Genomic DNA, 14,887 nt, shown 5'->3' on the forward strand with positions numbered 1-14,887 from the left:
TGACCCGGCATCCAGTGGTATCTGCACCCGACATGGACCCCGGATCAAGTCCGGGGCGACGGAATTTCTGTCAAAGCCAGTCCGGCACTTTGTCCATGGCGATCAGGTCCTCGACCTCGACGCGTGGGCGCACCACAGCATATTCGCCGCCTTTCACCAGCACTTCGGCGACAAGCGGCCTTGTATTGTAGGTCGATGACATGACAGCGCCGTATGCACCTGCCGATTTGATGGCGACAAGGTCACCCGCCTTCAGGCGCTTTGTGGCGCGGCCAGTGCCGAACACGTCCGAAGATTCGCAAACCGGCCCCACGAAATCGGCGGCGAAGCTGTCGCCCGCCTGATCTTCCACCGGCACAATATGATGGAAGGCATCATACATGGCGGGGCGCATCAGGTCGTTCATCGCGCCGTCGAGGATGTAGAAAGTGCGGTTGTCGCCGATCTTCTCATAGAGCACACGGGTGAGGAGGATGCCGGCATTACCGGCGATCAGGCGGCCGGGTTCCAGAATGATGCGGCAATCGAGCCCGGCGAGTACCTCGCGGATGAGGGCGCCGTAGGCGGCCGGTGCGGGCGGCGCCGCCTGTTCCGGATCATAGGGAATACCGAGCCCGCCGCCGAGGTCGATATGATGGATATCGTGACCGGCAGCCCGCAGCGATTTGACAAGCTCCACCACGCGCGCGAAGGCAGCGCGGAAGGGTTCAAGCTCGGTCAGTTGCGAACCGATATGCACGTCCACACCGGTTGCCTTGATGTTGGCCATCGTCCGCATGCGTTCATACAGCATGTCGACCTTCTGCCAGCTGATGCCGAACTTGTTTTCGGCTTTGCCGGTGGAGATTTTGGCGTGGGTTTTGGCGTCCACATCGGGGTTCACGCGCACCGAAACGGGGGCGACGACCCCAAGGCTCGCGGCCACGGCGTTCAGGGCTTCAAGCTCGGGTTCGCTTTCGATATTGAACTGCAGGATGTCGGCCTCAAGGCCGAGGCGCATTTCATCTGCCGTTTTGCCGACGCCGGAAAAGACGATTTTTTCAGGCGCGATCCCGGCGGCCAGCGCTCGTTTCAGTTCGCCGCCCGATACCACATCGGCGCCTGCCCCGGCTTTCGCAAGGGTCGCCAGCACCGCCTGGTTGCTGTTGGCCTTGACGGCGAAGCAGACAAGCGGATCAAGCGGCGCGAAGGCTTCGTGGAAGACATTGAAGTGACGTTCGAGCGTTGCTGACGAATAGACATAAACGGGCGTGCCGACGGCTTCAGCGATGGTGCGCAGGTCGACGTCCTCGGCGAACATCACGCCGTTCCGGCTGTTGAAATGATCCATGCTCAGCGGCCTTGCATGATCTGCGTGCTGCGGGTCGGCGGCTCGAGGTCGCCTTTCTTGCCACAGGCGGCAAGCATAAGGGTGGCGGCGAGCACGAGCGTGACGGTGCGGATCATTGCAGTTTCTCCCGGAAGGCGGCCACGGCCTCGCGCACGCGGGTGGGCGAGGTGCCGCCAAAGCTCATGCGGCTCGAAACCGAGGCATCAACAGACAGCACATCGAAGATGCTGGCATCGATGCGCGGCTCTACCTTCCGCATATCGGCAAGCGGCAGCTGATCGAGCGTGACGCCCTTGTCTTCGGCCATTTTCACGATGGTGCCGGTGACATGGTGGGCATCGCGGAACGGCAGGTTCAAAACGCGCACGCACCAGTCGGCGAGGTCTGTCGCGGTCGAGAAACCGCCACCGGCCGCCGTCTTCATGGCGGCGAGGTTGGGCTTCAGGTCATCGATCATGCCGGTCATGGCGGCGAGCGACAGTTCGAAATCGTCAACCGCCTTGAAGACGCGTTCCTTATCTTCCTGCATGTCTTTCGAATAGGCGAGCGGCAGGCCCTTCATGACGATCAGGAGCCCGGTGAAGGCGCCCGCCATGCGGCCGACCTTGGCACGCACGAGCTCGGCGGCGTCCGGGTTGCGTTTCTGCGGCATGATTGAAGAGCCGGTCGAGAAGGCGTCCGACAGCTTCAGGAAGCCGAAGGGGGCGGTGGCCCAGAGGACGATTTCGTCCGCGAGGCGAGACAGGTGCACGCCGGCAATCGCGAGGTCGGCGAGCATTTCAAGCGCGAAATCGCGGGCCGAGACCGCATCAAGGCTGTTGGCCATCGGGCGGTCAAACCCCAGCGTTTTGGCAGTCATGTGCCGGTCGATGGGGAAGCTGGTGCCGGCAAGGGCGGCCGCCCCCAAGGGGCTTTCATTCATGCGGGCGCGGCAATCGGCCAGCCGGGCGCGGTCCCGCCCCAGCATCTCGGCATAGGCCATCAGATGGTGGCCAAGCGTGACGGGCTGGGCGGTTTGCAGATGGGTGAAGCCGGGCATCACGGCATCTGCATATTTGTCGGCCTGGGTGACAAGTGCGGTCAGCAGGGCCTTGAGGCCTGCGTCCATGCGGTCGAGCGCGGCGCGGGTCCAGAGGCGGAAATCGGTCGCGACCTGATCGTTGCGGCTGCGGGCGGTGTGGAGGCGCGCACCGGCGTCGCCGATCAGCTGTCTGAGGCGGCTTTCCACATGCATATGGATATCTTCAAGCGCGTCATCCCAGACCATCTGGCCTGCTTCGATCTCGGCCTGAACCTGATCCAGCCCCTTATGGATCGCATCGCGGTCGGCTTCGGTAAGGATGCCGCTTGCCGCAAGCATGCTGGCATGCGCCTTCGATCCCGCGATATCTTCCCGATACAGGCGCTTGTCGACGCCGATCGAAGAATTGATTTCCTGCATGATGGCGGACGGGCCGGCCCCGAAACGGCCACCCCACATCGACTGCGCATCGCCCTCACCTTTTTGCGAGTGGTCTTGCGGGGTGGGCGCGGGCGCTTTATGGGTTTGATCTTGGCTCATGACTTCAGGTCCGATAGAGGAGTAGACGATGGGATCGAATGGCAAAATGGTGCGCGGCATCCTTCTGGTGGGCGTGCTGGCGCTGCTTGGCTGGGCATCCTATCGGCTGTTCATGCCCGCGACAATCTCTGATCCGCTTGCATCCTATATGACGGGCGAGATGTCCCGCCTGACCCTGCAGGCGACCCCTCGTAAGGTCAGCGAGCATATCGTGATGCGCGAGGACGGCAGCCCGATCAAGCTTTCGGACATGACGGGCAAGGTGATGCTGATCAACCTGTGGGCCAGCTGGTGTGCGCCCTGCCGTGCCGAAATGCACGAACTTGCCTCGCTGCAAGCCCAGATCGGCGACGACATGTTTGAAGTGGTGGCGGTGAATGTGGACCGCGGCGGCATCCCGGCGGCCAAGGACGCGCTTGCCGAATGGGGTGTCGAAGGCCTCGCCTTCTATGCGGATCCCACGATGAAATCGGCGATTGAGCTCGCCAACGGCGCGCTGCCGACAAGCTTCATCATCGACCGCGAGGGCAATGTGCGCGCCTATTTCCTCGGCCCGCTCAAATGGGATGCGCCTGAGGCTGTGAAACTGTTTGAAGCCCTGAAGGCCGGAACGGTCTAAGCGGGATCACCCAGCATCGTGGTGGCGGGGTCGATTTCGTCCGCTGCAACCACGAGCGTTTCATCCTTCGCAGCGTCATACCATTCGCTGACACCGGCGTTTGATCGCACGGCCATGGCATAGGCCGTGGCGGCGGGGCTGAGGCTGACGCCATAGGCAAGAAAGCGTCCGACAATCGGCGCATACATCATGTCGGCCGCCGAGAAACCGCCAAAGAGATAGGGCCCGCCATCGCCGAAGCGCTCGATGGCCTCTGACCACAGCGCATCGATCCGCTTCACATCGGCCGCTACTGCGGGCGACAGGGCGAGGCCACGGTATTTCGCCTTGGTGTTGAAAGGCGCAGCGCGGCGCAGCGCCATGAAGCCCGAGTGCATCTCCGCCGTCATTGAGCGCGCAAAGCCGAAGGCGGCGTCATTATCCGGCCACCAGAATTTCTGGGGCGCCAGCCGCGCGCAATAATCGATGATGGCGAGCGAATCCCACACCTTGGTGGTGCCGTTATGGATAAGGGCCGGCACGAAGCCAGAGGGGCTGTAATCCCTGATCCTCTCGTAAAATTCCGGCGTATCCAGCGGCAGCATGATCTCGCGGAAGGCAAGCCCGGTGTGACGCACCGCGAGCCAGCCGCGGAGCGACCAGCTGGAATAGGTCTTGTTGCCGATAACGATCGTCAGCGCCATGGAAGCCTCCCTCATACAGGGAGGCAACCCTAACGCATTTGATTAAAAAGGGAAGGAGGCGATTGGATTACCGCGTGGGCGTCGGTTCGCCTTCGCCGCGATAATCATAGAAGCCACGGCCCGATTTGCGACCCAGCCAGCCGGCTTCCACATATTTCACCAGAAGCGGGCAGGGGCGGTATTTGCTGTCGGCGAGGCCTTCATACAGGACCTGCATGATCGACAGGCAGGTATCGAGGCCGATGAAGTCAGCAAGCTGCAAGGGGCCCATCGGGTGGTTGGCGCCAAGCTTCATGGCGGTGTCGATGGCTTCCACATTCCCTACGCCTTCATACAGCGTGTAGATGGCCTCGTTGATCATCGGCAGCAGGATGCGGTTCACGATGAAGGCCGGGAAGTCTTCGGAAACGGCGGTCGTCTTGTTCAGGCGGTCGCAGAATTTCTTGAAGCGTTCGAAGGTTTCGTCGGTTGTCGCGATGCCGCGGATCAGTTCCACAAGCTGCATCAGCGGCACGGGGTTCATGAAGTGAACGCCCATGAAATGCTCCGGCCGGTCGGTGGTGGCGGCGAGGCGGGTGATCGAGATCGAGGACGTGTTCGAAGCGATCAGCGCATCCTTCTTCAGGGTCTTGCAAAGCTCCTTGAAGATGGTGGTCTTGACGTTTTCGTTCTCGGTGGCGGCTTCGATCACAAGATCGCAGTCCGACAGAGCCGGGATATTGTCGGCAAGCGCGATGCGGCCGAGTGCTGCTTTCATGTCTTCGGCGCTGAGCTTGCCCCGAGCGACCTGACGGCCGAGATTTTGGTCGATGGTCTCGAGGCCCGCCTTGGCGCGGTCCATCGTGACGTCGGAGAGGACGACTTCGAGCCCCGCCACTGCTGCTACATGTGCGATGCCGCTGCCCATCTGGCCGGCGCCGATAATCCCTACCTTGTCAACCATGCTTAATCTCTGTTCCGGACCCTGATGTGTTTTTATATCATATGAAACGGGGCCGCCCTACCGAGGGCAGCCCCGCAATCTTTTTCAGAGAGCCTTTTCGAGTGCCGGAAGGGCCTCGAAAAGGTCGGCGACGAGGCCGAAATCGGCAACCTGGAAAATCGGTGCCTCTTCGTCCTTGTTGATCGCCACGATGATCTTGCTGTCCTTCATGCCGGCAAGGTGCTGGATCGCACCCGAAATGCCGACAGCGACATAAAGCTCCGGCGCCACGATCTTGCCGGTCTGACCGACCTGGTAATCGTTCGGCACGAAGCCGGCGTCCACAGCAGCGCGGCTGGCGCCGACTGCGGCACCGAGCTTGTCGGCAACAGCGTCGATGAGCTTGAAGTTATCGCCCGAACCCATGCCGCGGCCGCCCGATACGATGATCTTGGCAGACGTCAGTTCCGGACGGTCGGACTTAGAAAGCTCGGCGCCCACAAAGGAGGACTTGCCGGTTTTCGCGGCAGCAGCGACCTTTTCAACCGAAGCCGAACCGCCAGTGGCGGCAGCTTTGGCGAAGGCGGTGCCGCGCACGGTAATCACCTTTTTGGCGTCCGAGGACTTCACGGTCGCGATGGCGTTGCCGGCATAGATCGGACGCTTGAAGGTATCGGTGTCGATCACTTCGAGAATGTCCGAAATCTGGGCCACGTCGAGGGCAGCTGCTACACGCGGCGCAAAGTTTTTGCCGGTGGTGGTGGCCGGTGCGATGATCGCGTCGTAGGAGCCTGCAAGCGAGATGGCGAGGTTCGCCAGTTCCTCGGCGAGCGGATGGGCATAGGCCGCATCGTCCGCAAGCAGAACTTTCGAAACGCCTCCGATCTTGGCGGCTGCGTCAGCGACAGCAGCGCAGCCGGAGCCAGCGACAAGCGCATGGACTTCACCGAAAGCCTTGGCGGCGGTGACGACGGCGAGGGTCGCGTCCTTCAGGGCCGCATTGTCATGTTCGACGATGATGAGGGCGGTCATGCGATCACTCCCTTTTCCTTGAGCTTGGCGACGAGTTCTTCAACGCTTGCGACCTTGATGCCGGCCGAGCGCTTGGCGGGTTCTTCGACCTTCAGGGTCGTGAGGCGCGGGGTCATGTCCACGCCGAAGTCCGCCGGGGTCTTCTCGTCGATAGGCTTCTTTTTCGCCTTCATGATATTCGGGAGCGACGCATAGCGCGGCTCGTTAAGGCGGAGGTCGGTCGTCACGATGGCCGGAAGCGTGAGCTTCACGGTCTCGAGGCCGCCATCCACTTCGCGGGTGACATCGACATCGTTGCCGTTCACCACGACTTTCGAGGCAAAGGTACCCTGCGGCCAGCCCAGAAGCTGGGCGAGCATCTGGCCCGTCTGGTTGCAATCGTCGTCGATTGCCTGCTTGCCAAGGATCACAAGACCCGGACCTTCGGCTTCAACGATGGATTTCAGGATTTTCGCAACGGCCAGCGGCTCGGTCTCGCCGTCATGTTCGACGAGGATGCCACGGTCCCCGCCCATGGCGAGCGCGGTGCGAATCGTTTCCGTGGCGCCCTTGGGCCCAACCGAAACGACGATGATTTCTTCAGCCTTGCCGGCTTCCTTGAGGCGGATCGCCTCTTCAACGGCAATCTCGTCGAAAGGGTTCATCGACATCTTGACGTTGGCGAGCTCGACGCCCGACTGATCGGATTTCACACGGACCTTGACGTTGTAATCAACGACCCGCTTCACGGGGACCAGGATCTTCATGGAGTTGCCTCTCCCTAATTATTGTGCGGGGCAGCATTTCTGCCCGTACCTCTTTCAAAGCTTCCCCCCGGAAGCCGCACGAAAGAGCCTCAAAAGAAATGGGACCAACAGCGTTATCCCAAGGCCCATGCTCTGTCAATGCAGTGCAGCAAAGATAGTTAGGGGCCCTTACCGATGGGCGCCGGGCACCCACAGGATATCATTGTGGCCGTTGCCGTTCAGTACACGGCCGAGAACGAAAAGATGATCCGAAAGCCGGTTCAGATAGCGGATCGCCGCCGGATTGATCGGCATTTCTTCGGCGGCGGCCACTGCCAGCCGTTCGGCGCGGCGCACCACGGTGCGGGCGAGGTGTGCGAAGGAGGCGGCAGGCGTGCCGCCGGGCAGGATGAAGCTTGTCAGCGGCTTCAGGCCTTCGTTCATCGCATCGATCTCGCGTTCCAGCCGCTCCACCTGCGCTTCGATGATGCGAAGGACCATTTCGGACGGCGCGAAATCATCACCCGGTGTGGCGAGATCGGCGCCGAGGTCAAAGAGGTCGTTCTGGATGCGCATCAGCATGGCATCGGCGGCCTCGGCGGATTCGCCGGTGTCGAGCGCCTGCCGGATGAGGCCGATGGTGGCGTTTGCCTCATCGACCGTGCCGTAAGCCTCGATCCGGATGTCGTGCTTCTTGAGGCGCGAGCCATCGACAAGCGAGGTTTCGCCCTTGTCGCCGCCGCGGGTGTAGATTTTGGTCAGCTTCACCATGACGGATCAGCCTGCCGACGCCATCAGCGCGACGATGAACAGGAGAAGAATGGTGATGGCCTGCGAGGCGACCCGCGCCTGCATCAGCTTGTTGCCATATTTCTTGTTGAAGTCACCGCCCTTGGCCATCGCCGTGACCCCGAAGATCAGGATACCGAGCGTGATGAGCGCGAAAATGAGGGCGAGGATGATCAGGAATTTCATGATGTGATACTTTCCAGACTGGCTTTTCGGCCACTATAGGCGGCACCTCAGGGCTGGCAAGGCGAAAGCTCGGCGCCGGGCCAAAGTGTCGCAGGGTCCACGCCCGCTTCGCGGAGCGATTTCAGGGTAACCGAAAGATTGCGTTTGGCGAAGCGCTGGCCGTGCTCATCCAGCAGCAGCGGGTGGTGATGATAGCGCGGTGTGGGCAACCCCAGAAGCCGTTGCAGCAGCACATGGATATGGGTCGCCTCGAAAAGATCGACCCCGCGCACCACATCGGTAATGCCCTGCAGGGCATCGTCGTGCGTGACGGCCAGATGATAGCTCGTGGGTGTATCCTTGCGGGCGAGGACCACATCGCCATGCATTTCGGGCTTCGCTTCCTGCCAGCCCGCATGCGCGTCATGCCAGCGAAGCGGATCGCTGCCGGCCATGGTTCTGGCGGCGGCAACATCCAGCCGCCAGGCGTGGGCGTCGCCTGCCTCGATACGGGCCTGACGTTCGCCTGCGCTCAGCCCCCGGCAAGTGCCGGGGTATAGGGCGCCGTCCGGCCCGTGCGGGGCCGATGGGGAGCGGGCGATTTCCTCGGCAATTTCTTTCCTGGTACAGAAGCAGGGATAGACAGCCCCCATTGCCTTCAGCTTTTCAAGGGCGGCGGCATAGTCCGCCATATGCTCGCTTTGCCGCCTCACGGGGGTGGGATAGCTGATGCCGAGCCAGGCCATGTCCTCGTGGATCGCGGCGACGAATTCCTCGCGGCAGCGGGTGGTGTCGATATCCTCGATCCGCAGCAGAAACGTGCCGCCGGCAGCCTCTGCGAGCTTCCACGCCATGAGGGCGGAATAAGCGTGGCCCTTGTGCAGATGCCCCGTGGGGCTCGGCGCGAAACGGGTGATGAAGGGTCTGTCGCCTTGGGGCATCGTCATGCTAATATCCGGGGGTGGTCGGAACAATCATCTACTCAATATAGTTGTTTGTAATGACCGTGTAACACTGTATCTTGATTCTCAAGATGTCGGAGCTAGCCCGGCCAGTGTGGCATGGGTGGCGAAGCCGGCGATCGGCGCCGGCTCTGTTCCGACTGATGGGGGAACAGGGAATGGGTGTCAACTTTCTGCCCCGCACGATGTCACCGGACAGTTGCCCGGCGCTGGTGCTGAACGCCGACTACAGGCCGCTCAGTTACTATCCGCTCAGTATCTGGCACTGGCAAACGGCTCTCAAGGCCGTTTTTTTGGACCGTGTGACCATCCTTTCCGAATATGACTTCGCCGTTCACTCCCCCTCCACCAGCCTCAATCTCCCGAGCGTCATCGCGCTCAAGAAATATGTCCGCCCGCCCAAATTTCCGGCTTTCACGCGGTTCAACGTGTTCTTGCGCGATCGCTTCTCCTGCCAGTATTGCGGGGCAACGGAGGACCTGACCTTCGATCATGTGCTGCCGCGGCGGCTGGGCGGGCGCACCAGCTGGACGAACATCACCACGGCCTGTGCGCCCTGCAATCTTGCCAAGGGCGGCCGTACCCCGCAGGAAGCCCATATGATCCCGCACGAATGGCCGGTCCGCCCGACCAACAGCCAGTTGCATGAAAACGGCCGTCATTTCCCGCCGAACTATCTGCATGAAAGCTGGCGCGACTTTCTTTACTGGGATGTCGAGCTCGAAACCTGAGATCAGGTTCCCCGAAATTCAGACCCGCTTGGCGAGCCAGATGGCGGCGCGGCAGCCGACCTTGATGGCGCCTGAAAGGGCTGCGTAACCGGGCGTTTCCTCGGCGCCGTGCTCGATGGCGGTGTCGCGGTGTTCCACCTCTTCCGCCTGGAACTGGGCGATGGTTTCCTCGAAGTCCGGGTCGGCGTTCGTGGCCGTCAGCCGGTCGCGCTGGGCCTGATAATGGCCATCGATCACTTCTTCCACCGCCGCGGTGCACGCCATGGCGGCCTTTTCGCCCATCAGCGCGGTGGCCGCACCAAGTGCGAAACCTGCGACATCCCAGAAGGGGGCCAGGGCAGTGGGGCGCACGCCGCGGTCCTTGATCAGCTTGTTGAAGCGATCAAGATGCACTTCTTCCTGCGCCAGCATGTGGCGGATCATGGCGGATTTCGGATGGCGGTCGCCCAGAACCGCAAGCTGACCCTGATAGATGCGCACGGCGCCAAACTCGCCAGCGTGATCGACGCGCACCATACGGTCGATCTCGGTCGTCATCGACCGGTCGCCCGGCAACGGGCGCGGCGGATCGAAGGGTTTGTCATCCATCTTGGTGTCGGGTTTCTCGGTCATGCCTCAGTCCTTCCGGCGGGCCGCGCGCAGGCTGAAGAAGGCAAGCGCAAGGCCGACCATGGCATTATAGCCCGCCATGGAAATGCCGAACAAGCGCCAAGCTGCCGCATCGCAGCGCACAAGCGGCGCATCCTGCAGGGCGGCCAGGGCATCCTCGACGCTGCCGGTCAGGTTCAGCGCACCACTGCAATGGGCCGGGCCTTCCCACCATTTGTTTTCCACGCCCGCATGGAAAGCGCCGATCACGCTGGTGGTGAGGAAAAGGAGGGCGAAGGCCCACATCAGGCGCCGGTCGCTGGCCCGGCCTGCAACAAGCGCGATGATCCCGAGGGCGATGGCGGCCATATAGGGATAGCGCTGCCACCAGCACATTTCGCATGGCGGGTAGCCCGCAAACTGGAAGCCATAAGCCGTGCCAAGCACAAGGATGGCTGCCAGCGTGGCGGCGGCGACGGGATAGCGGTCAGGCAAGGCGGTCATCGGCGGTCTCAGACAAATTTCAGGGCAACAAAACCGCCAACCAGCAGTGCCACGAAAAGGGTGAAGACAAGCGACAGTCGCTTTTCGACAAAGGCACGGATCGGCGGCCCGAATTTCCACAGGAGCAACGCTTCGGCGAAGAAGCGCGGCGCCCGGGCCGGAATGCAGGACAGCATGAACAACAGGGGGTCAAGCCCCGCCACGCCGCTTGCAATCGTGATCACCTTGAAGGGAATGGGGGTCAGCCCGCCAATCAAAACAATGAGAACACCATATTCGGCATAATAGGCTTCGAACGCCGCGAACTTCTCGGCGTAGCCGTAAAGCTCGATCAGCGGCAGTGCCACGGCCTCATAAAGAAAATGGCCAATCAGATAGCCGAATGCGGCGCCGATCACCGATGCGATGGTGGTGATGAGCGCCAGCCGCCACGCGCGGCTCTTATCGGCGATGATCATCGGCATCAGGAGGATATCGGGCGGGATCGGGAAGAAGCTCGCTTCCGCGAAGCTCAGGCCTGCGAGCCATTTTTCCCCCGAGGGGCGGGCGACACGGTCCATCGACCAGTCGTAAAGGCGTTTCAGCATGAAGTGTCCCGTCTTTGATGTGGCGTAATGGTGCCCTCTGGCGCGACCCTAAGGCGGCTTGTTCCCGTGGTCAATCGACACTATCGTGCCTTAACCATATCGGGACTTGGTGATCATACCGGGGGAGGAAGATCGATGCGTCTTGTCCGTTTCATTCTGTTGTTCTTGTGGGCGCCCGTGGCGGCGAGTGCGGCCACGCTTGAAGGGCTGCCCAATGCCGCACCTGCAAGTGCGGGCATGTCTGCCGAGGCGCTGGCGGCCATCAAACCGCATTTCGAGGCCTATGTGGACGAAGGCAAGCTTGGCGGGCTTGCCACGCTTGTTTCCCGCAATGGCAAGATCGTCCATTTCGAAACCTATGGTGACCGCGACGTAGCCGCAGGCGACCCGATCCGCGCTGATACGATCTATCGCATCTATTCCATGACCAAGCCGATCACCGGCGTGGCATTGATGATGCTGTATGAAGAAGGCAAGTTCCGGCTGGACGACCCGGTGGAGAAATATATCCCGGCCTTCAGGAATGCCCGGGTATTTGTCAGCAAGGATGAGACGGGCAAGGTGACGACCGAGCCTGCGAACCGGCCGGTGACGATGCTTGATATGATGCGCCACACGGCGGGGCTTACCTATGGCGTGTTCGGGGATACACCGGTTGACCAGATGTACAAGGATTCCGGCCTGTTCCGCCCTGACACCTTCCCGAAGGACGGTGATAATTTCGCGTTGTGGGCCGAGCGGCTGGCTACGCAGCCGCTCCTCTATCAGCCGGGCGAAAAATGGGTTTATTCACTAGCGGTAGACGTGCAGGGCTATCTGGTTGAACTGCTATCGGGCATGCCTTTCGAGGATTTTTTGCAGAAGCGCCTTTTTGGCCCGCTTGGCATGAAAGACACCGGCTTCCGGGTGACGGCGGACAAGCTTGACCGGTTTGCCGAAATCTATACCCGCGAGGAAGGCAAGGATGGCGTCGTACCGGCGCGTGGTGGCCTTTTGCAGGACTTCACGGCTGAGCCGCCTTTCCCTTCGGGCGGTGGCGGCCTTGTTTCCACCATTTCCGATTACTGGCGTTTCGCCCAGATGATGCTGAATGGTGGCGAGCTTGATGGTGTGCGCGTCCTGAAGCCCGAAACGGTGGCGTTGATGACCGAGAACCATCTGCCGCCGGCGATTCCCTCGATCAGCGATGTGGGACAGGAGGTTGGCTTCGGTCTCGATTTCGCGGTGAAAGGCGGAGAGTTTTACTGGAGCGGCATGGCCAACACCTTCTTCTGGGTAGACCGTGACCATGACGTGGTAGCCATCGTGATGACCAACTATGTGCCCTTCGGCGCTTACCCGATCCGCGCCGAGTTCCATGATATGGTGACGGCGGCGATCACGCGCTGACAGGCACCGCCAAAGCTTTTTGCAAGGCCGGGCATGGCAATGTGCCCGGCCTTTTCTGTTCGGATCAGGGTCTGTTGGCACACATTCTGCTTCTCTGGTCAGCGTTCGGGAAGCGGTGGCCGAGCAGGCAGGCAGATGCTCGATCTCAGGCGACTTCATCCGCGGTCACCTTTCCCGGACAACCCGGCACACCTTGCCGTGGAGGGTCTTTTTACCCGTCTCATCGAAGGCCCGCACCGCATCCAAACACCGCTTGACGCCGATAGGTCTGTCGCTATGATGCCGCAACCTTCATGGGCGTGCCCCCGTGGCGGAATCGGTAGACGCGCTTGACTCAAAATCAAGTGTCCTTGGACGTGTCCGTTCGAGTCGGACCGGGGGCACCATCAACTTTTCCGAATTGTATTTTTGCACCGGATGCAGGCCTTGGTTGAATTCTTCAGGGCTGACTGAAACGGTCGATTGTTGACGACTCTTGGACGGACTGAATAGCCGATTCGCTGAGGCCTAGCGCCCCTCCGTCCCAGAATGAGACAGAGTTGAGGGCGGGGCCAGATGGGCCTGTTCATAAAATTTTAAGCTTATTCAAGCAGTTAACGAATTGTTAACTTTTTACGTCACCGACGCATAAATCACTGATTGGTCTAGGGATATTTTTTCTGCTAGGATGCAGCCAACCTGACAGATAATCAGGTGCATTTTACTGAAAGCTCCCGGTATCGAGTCGAGGGGACGGGCATCCCCCCATCATCAGGCATGAGGACAAGCGGCATGTGTCGCGTGTCGCTTTGTGTTCGGTGTCCTGCGCTTCGTGATCTGATCCGGATGGTCCGGTCGATAGAAGGGCGCTTCGAATTAATAATGCTTCAAGGAGGCTGAAGATGAAAAAACTGATTGCCGCTATGGCACTCTCCGCTGGGCTGGCGATGCCGGCTTCGGCAGCTATCAATATCATTCCGAACGAACCGGTAACCACGGTTGCCTGGAACAACAACTACGAAGACGAAATCAACGCATGGGCCGGTGGCCTTGCCGATTTCTACGGCGGCGCTGGTCTCTTCTCGACCTCGGCCGGTACGCTCCATTTCTACTTCATGGCTGCTGAAAGCGGCTGGAGCGACACCTTCACCGCCGATGGCGGCGCGGTGACCTACAAAGAAACCGAGTCCTACTCGGCTTGGGGCCCGGCTCAGTGGATCGGCTCGATGGGCATCGGCGCTGGTGCCATCACCGACCTGCATTTCTCGGCACCGAAAGGTACCTTCTCGGGTGGCAACACCGCTGACGTTGGTGTTGACGGCGAATTCGCCATCATCAGCAAGGGCGGCACCTGGGCTCATGACGAGCTGCTGTTCGCCTTTGACGACACCTGCTGCGACAATGGCGTCGACGACAACCACGACGACATCATCATTCTTGCCAAGTTCATCTCGGCTGTTCCTGAGCCGGCTACCTGGCTGATGATGATCATGGGCTTCGGCCTTGTGGGCCTTGCTGCTCGCCGTCGTTCGGCTATTGCTACTGCCTGATATCAGGTACAAAGCATGATCAATGAAACGGGCGCCTTCGGGCGCCCGATTTCTTTTCTAGTCCTGCTGGCCCTTTCTGCTGGCAGGGGGCGGTGCGGCCGGTTCAATTGTCGCCCAGGGCGAACGTGAATCTATACTGCACGCCGGAGGCCGGGATCGCGACACCATCAACCACCCGGGGTTTGTACTTGAATTTGGCGGCAGCATCCCGCGCCGCCCTTTCGAAATACCCGGCAGGTTCGGCTTCCAGAATGACGATTGAGGACGGGTCCACTGTGCCGTCAGGATTGATGGTCAGGCTGACGACGGCATAGCCTTCGACCCCCTGCGTGAGGGCCCTGCGGGGATAGACGGGCTGGACACGGACAATAGGCAGGGCGTTGCCATCGACAAGCCCGCCAAGTTCAGGGCCGGTCTCTGTGCCCAATGGGGGTGCCTCCGGAGGAGTGACACTGAACGTGGTATCGATGGTGGGCGCCCGCTTTTCAGGATCGGGGTCCGTTGCTGGCGGGATGACCGTCGGTGGGACTTCAACCGTCCAGTCGTTTTTGACGGGTACCGGCTCGACGATATGCTGGAAAACCTGCGGCATGGGGCGCAGGGGACCATCGCTCAGATCCACTTCATCCCTGAAAACAACAAGGCCTTGCATCAGGAATGCAAGGCCGAAGGTTACCGCGGATGCGCCGATCATGGATGTAGAGAGACGTGCAACTGTCATAAGGCCTCCTCTCGCAAGAGCAGTGCGTTTGACGGCAGCGTCACGCACTG

At 60.9% G+C, this 14,887-nt stretch carries 18 protein-coding genes and 1 tRNA gene; 5 read left to right on the forward strand and 14 right to left on the reverse strand.

Translation table 11 applies throughout. The features are described 5' to 3' along the window. Positions 1-70: 70 nt before the first annotated feature. The 3 genes from lysA to argH are packed head-to-tail and all read right to left on the reverse strand — an operon-like array spanning position 71 to position 2,810. Positions 71-1,330, reverse strand: a complete 1,260-nt coding sequence (lysA, locus tag OU694_RS12695) for a diaminopimelate decarboxylase (RefSeq protein WP_308911378.1) — start codon at positions 1,328-1,330, stop codon at positions 71-73. Positions 1,331-1,332: 2 nt separating this feature from the next. Next, a complete protein-coding gene (gene lptM / locus OU694_RS12700; protein ID WP_308911379.1) occupies positions 1,333-1,446 on the reverse strand; it encodes an LPS translocon maturation chaperone LptM in 114 nt (37 codons plus the stop codon). Then, positions 1,443-2,810 (reverse strand): argininosuccinate lyase, encoded by a 1,368-nt coding sequence (argH, locus tag OU694_RS12705; RefSeq protein WP_373460366.1) that lies wholly within the window; start codon positions 2,808-2,810, stop codon positions 1,443-1,445. Before argH ends, lptM begins: the two co-directional genes overlap by 4 nt. 109 nt (positions 2,811-2,919) lie before the next feature. Between argH and OU694_RS12710 the strand changes: the two genes are divergently transcribed. Further along, on the forward strand, positions 2,920-3,510 hold the full coding sequence (locus OU694_RS12710; RefSeq protein WP_308911381.1) for a TlpA disulfide reductase family protein: 591 nt from the start codon (positions 2,920-2,922) through the stop codon (positions 3,508-3,510). Here the strand turns inward: OU694_RS12710 and OU694_RS12715 are convergent. From OU694_RS12715 to gluQRS, 7 genes are all read right to left on the reverse strand, one after another. After that, a complete protein-coding gene (locus OU694_RS12715) occupies positions 3,507-4,193 on the reverse strand; it encodes a glutathione S-transferase family protein (protein WP_308911382.1) in 687 nt (228 codons plus the stop codon). The two genes, OU694_RS12710 and OU694_RS12715, sit on opposite strands and share 4 nt — an antisense overlap. 67 nt (positions 4,194-4,260) lie before the next feature. Then, positions 4,261-5,136, reverse strand: a complete 876-nt coding sequence (locus OU694_RS12720) for a 3-hydroxybutyryl-CoA dehydrogenase (RefSeq protein ID WP_308911383.1) — start codon at positions 5,134-5,136, stop codon at positions 4,261-4,263. An 84-nt stretch (positions 5,137-5,220) separates the two neighbouring features. Continuing rightward, positions 5,221-6,147 carry an electron transfer flavoprotein subunit alpha/FixB family protein gene (locus OU694_RS12725; RefSeq protein ID WP_308911384.1) on the reverse strand — a complete coding sequence of 309 codons (927 nt, stop codon included), beginning with the start codon at positions 6,145-6,147 and terminating at the stop codon, positions 5,221-5,223. Continuing rightward, the gene (locus tag OU694_RS12730) at positions 6,144-6,893 is read right to left on the reverse strand and encodes an electron transfer flavoprotein subunit beta/FixA family protein (RefSeq protein ID WP_308911385.1); all 750 of its coding nucleotides are present in this window, start codon (positions 6,891-6,893) and stop codon (positions 6,144-6,146) included. Before OU694_RS12730 ends, OU694_RS12725 begins: the two co-directional genes overlap by 4 nt. Positions 6,894-7,061: 168 nt before the next feature. After that, complete coding sequence (locus tag OU694_RS12735) at positions 7,062-7,643, reverse strand: cob(I)yrinic acid a,c-diamide adenosyltransferase (RefSeq protein WP_308911386.1); 582 nt, start codon at positions 7,641-7,643, stop codon at positions 7,062-7,064. Positions 7,644-7,649: 6 nt separating this feature from the next. Next, positions 7,650-7,847, reverse strand: coding sequence for an HIG1 domain-containing protein (locus tag OU694_RS12740; protein WP_308911387.1), 198 nt, complete (start codon positions 7,845-7,847; stop codon positions 7,650-7,652). Between the two features lie 47 nt (positions 7,848-7,894). After that, positions 7,895-8,773 carry a tRNA glutamyl-Q(34) synthetase GluQRS gene (gluQRS, locus tag OU694_RS12745; protein ID WP_308911388.1) on the reverse strand — a complete coding sequence of 293 codons (879 nt, stop codon included), beginning with the start codon at positions 8,771-8,773 and terminating at the stop codon, positions 7,895-7,897. Positions 8,774-8,946: 173 nt separating this feature from the next. On the opposite strand from gluQRS, the gene OU694_RS12750 reads away from it, so the two are divergent. Then, positions 8,947-9,519 carry an HNH endonuclease gene (locus tag OU694_RS12750; protein ID WP_308911389.1) on the forward strand — a complete coding sequence of 191 codons (573 nt, stop codon included), beginning with the start codon at positions 8,947-8,949 and terminating at the stop codon, positions 9,517-9,519. 18 nt (positions 9,520-9,537) lie between these two features. Here the strand turns inward: OU694_RS12750 and OU694_RS12755 are convergent, their stop codons facing one another. From OU694_RS12755 to OU694_RS12765, 3 genes are read right to left on the reverse strand one after another with little or no spacing between them, the layout of a single operon-like run. Beyond that, complete coding sequence (locus OU694_RS12755; RefSeq protein ID WP_308911390.1) at positions 9,538-10,131, reverse strand: demethoxyubiquinone hydroxylase family protein; 594 nt, start codon at positions 10,129-10,131, stop codon at positions 9,538-9,540. A gap of 3 nt (positions 10,132-10,134) precedes the next feature. Continuing rightward, positions 10,135-10,611 carry a disulfide bond formation protein B gene (locus tag OU694_RS12760; protein WP_308911391.1) on the reverse strand — a complete coding sequence of 159 codons (477 nt, stop codon included), beginning with the start codon at positions 10,609-10,611 and terminating at the stop codon, positions 10,135-10,137. Between the two features lie 8 nt (positions 10,612-10,619). Then, positions 10,620-11,198: a YqaA family protein gene (locus OU694_RS12765; RefSeq protein ID WP_308911392.1), complete on the reverse strand. Its 579-nt coding sequence runs from the start codon at positions 11,196-11,198 to the stop codon at positions 10,620-10,622. 135 nt (positions 11,199-11,333) lie between these two features. On the opposite strand from OU694_RS12765, the gene OU694_RS12770 reads away from it, so the two are divergent. The 3 genes from OU694_RS12770 (at position 11,334) to OU694_RS12780 (ending at position 14,116) form a co-directional block, all read left to right on the forward strand. Beyond that, on the forward strand, positions 11,334-12,587 hold the full coding sequence (locus OU694_RS12770; RefSeq protein WP_308911393.1) for a serine hydrolase domain-containing protein: 1,254 nt from the start codon (positions 11,334-11,336) through the stop codon (positions 12,585-12,587). A gap of 301 nt (positions 12,588-12,888) precedes the next feature. Further along, a tRNA-Leu gene (locus OU694_RS12775) sits at positions 12,889-12,973 on the forward strand. Between the two features lie 495 nt (positions 12,974-13,468). Beyond that, on the forward strand, positions 13,469-14,116 hold the full coding sequence (locus tag OU694_RS12780) for a PEPxxWA-CTERM sorting domain-containing protein (RefSeq protein WP_308911394.1): 648 nt from the start codon (positions 13,469-13,471) through the stop codon (positions 14,114-14,116). Between the two features lie 103 nt (positions 14,117-14,219). Here the strand turns inward: OU694_RS12780 and OU694_RS12785 are convergent, their stop codons facing one another. Next, on the reverse strand, positions 14,220-14,837 hold the full coding sequence (locus OU694_RS12785; protein WP_308911395.1) for an energy transducer TonB: 618 nt from the start codon (positions 14,835-14,837) through the stop codon (positions 14,220-14,222). Between the last annotated feature and the right edge of the window lie 50 nt (positions 14,838-14,887).

The sequence above is a fragment of the Pseudokordiimonas caeni genome (assembly GCF_026719705.1).
Taxonomy (GTDB): domain Bacteria; phylum Pseudomonadota; class Alphaproteobacteria; order Sphingomonadales; family Kordiimonadaceae; genus Gimibacter; species Gimibacter caeni.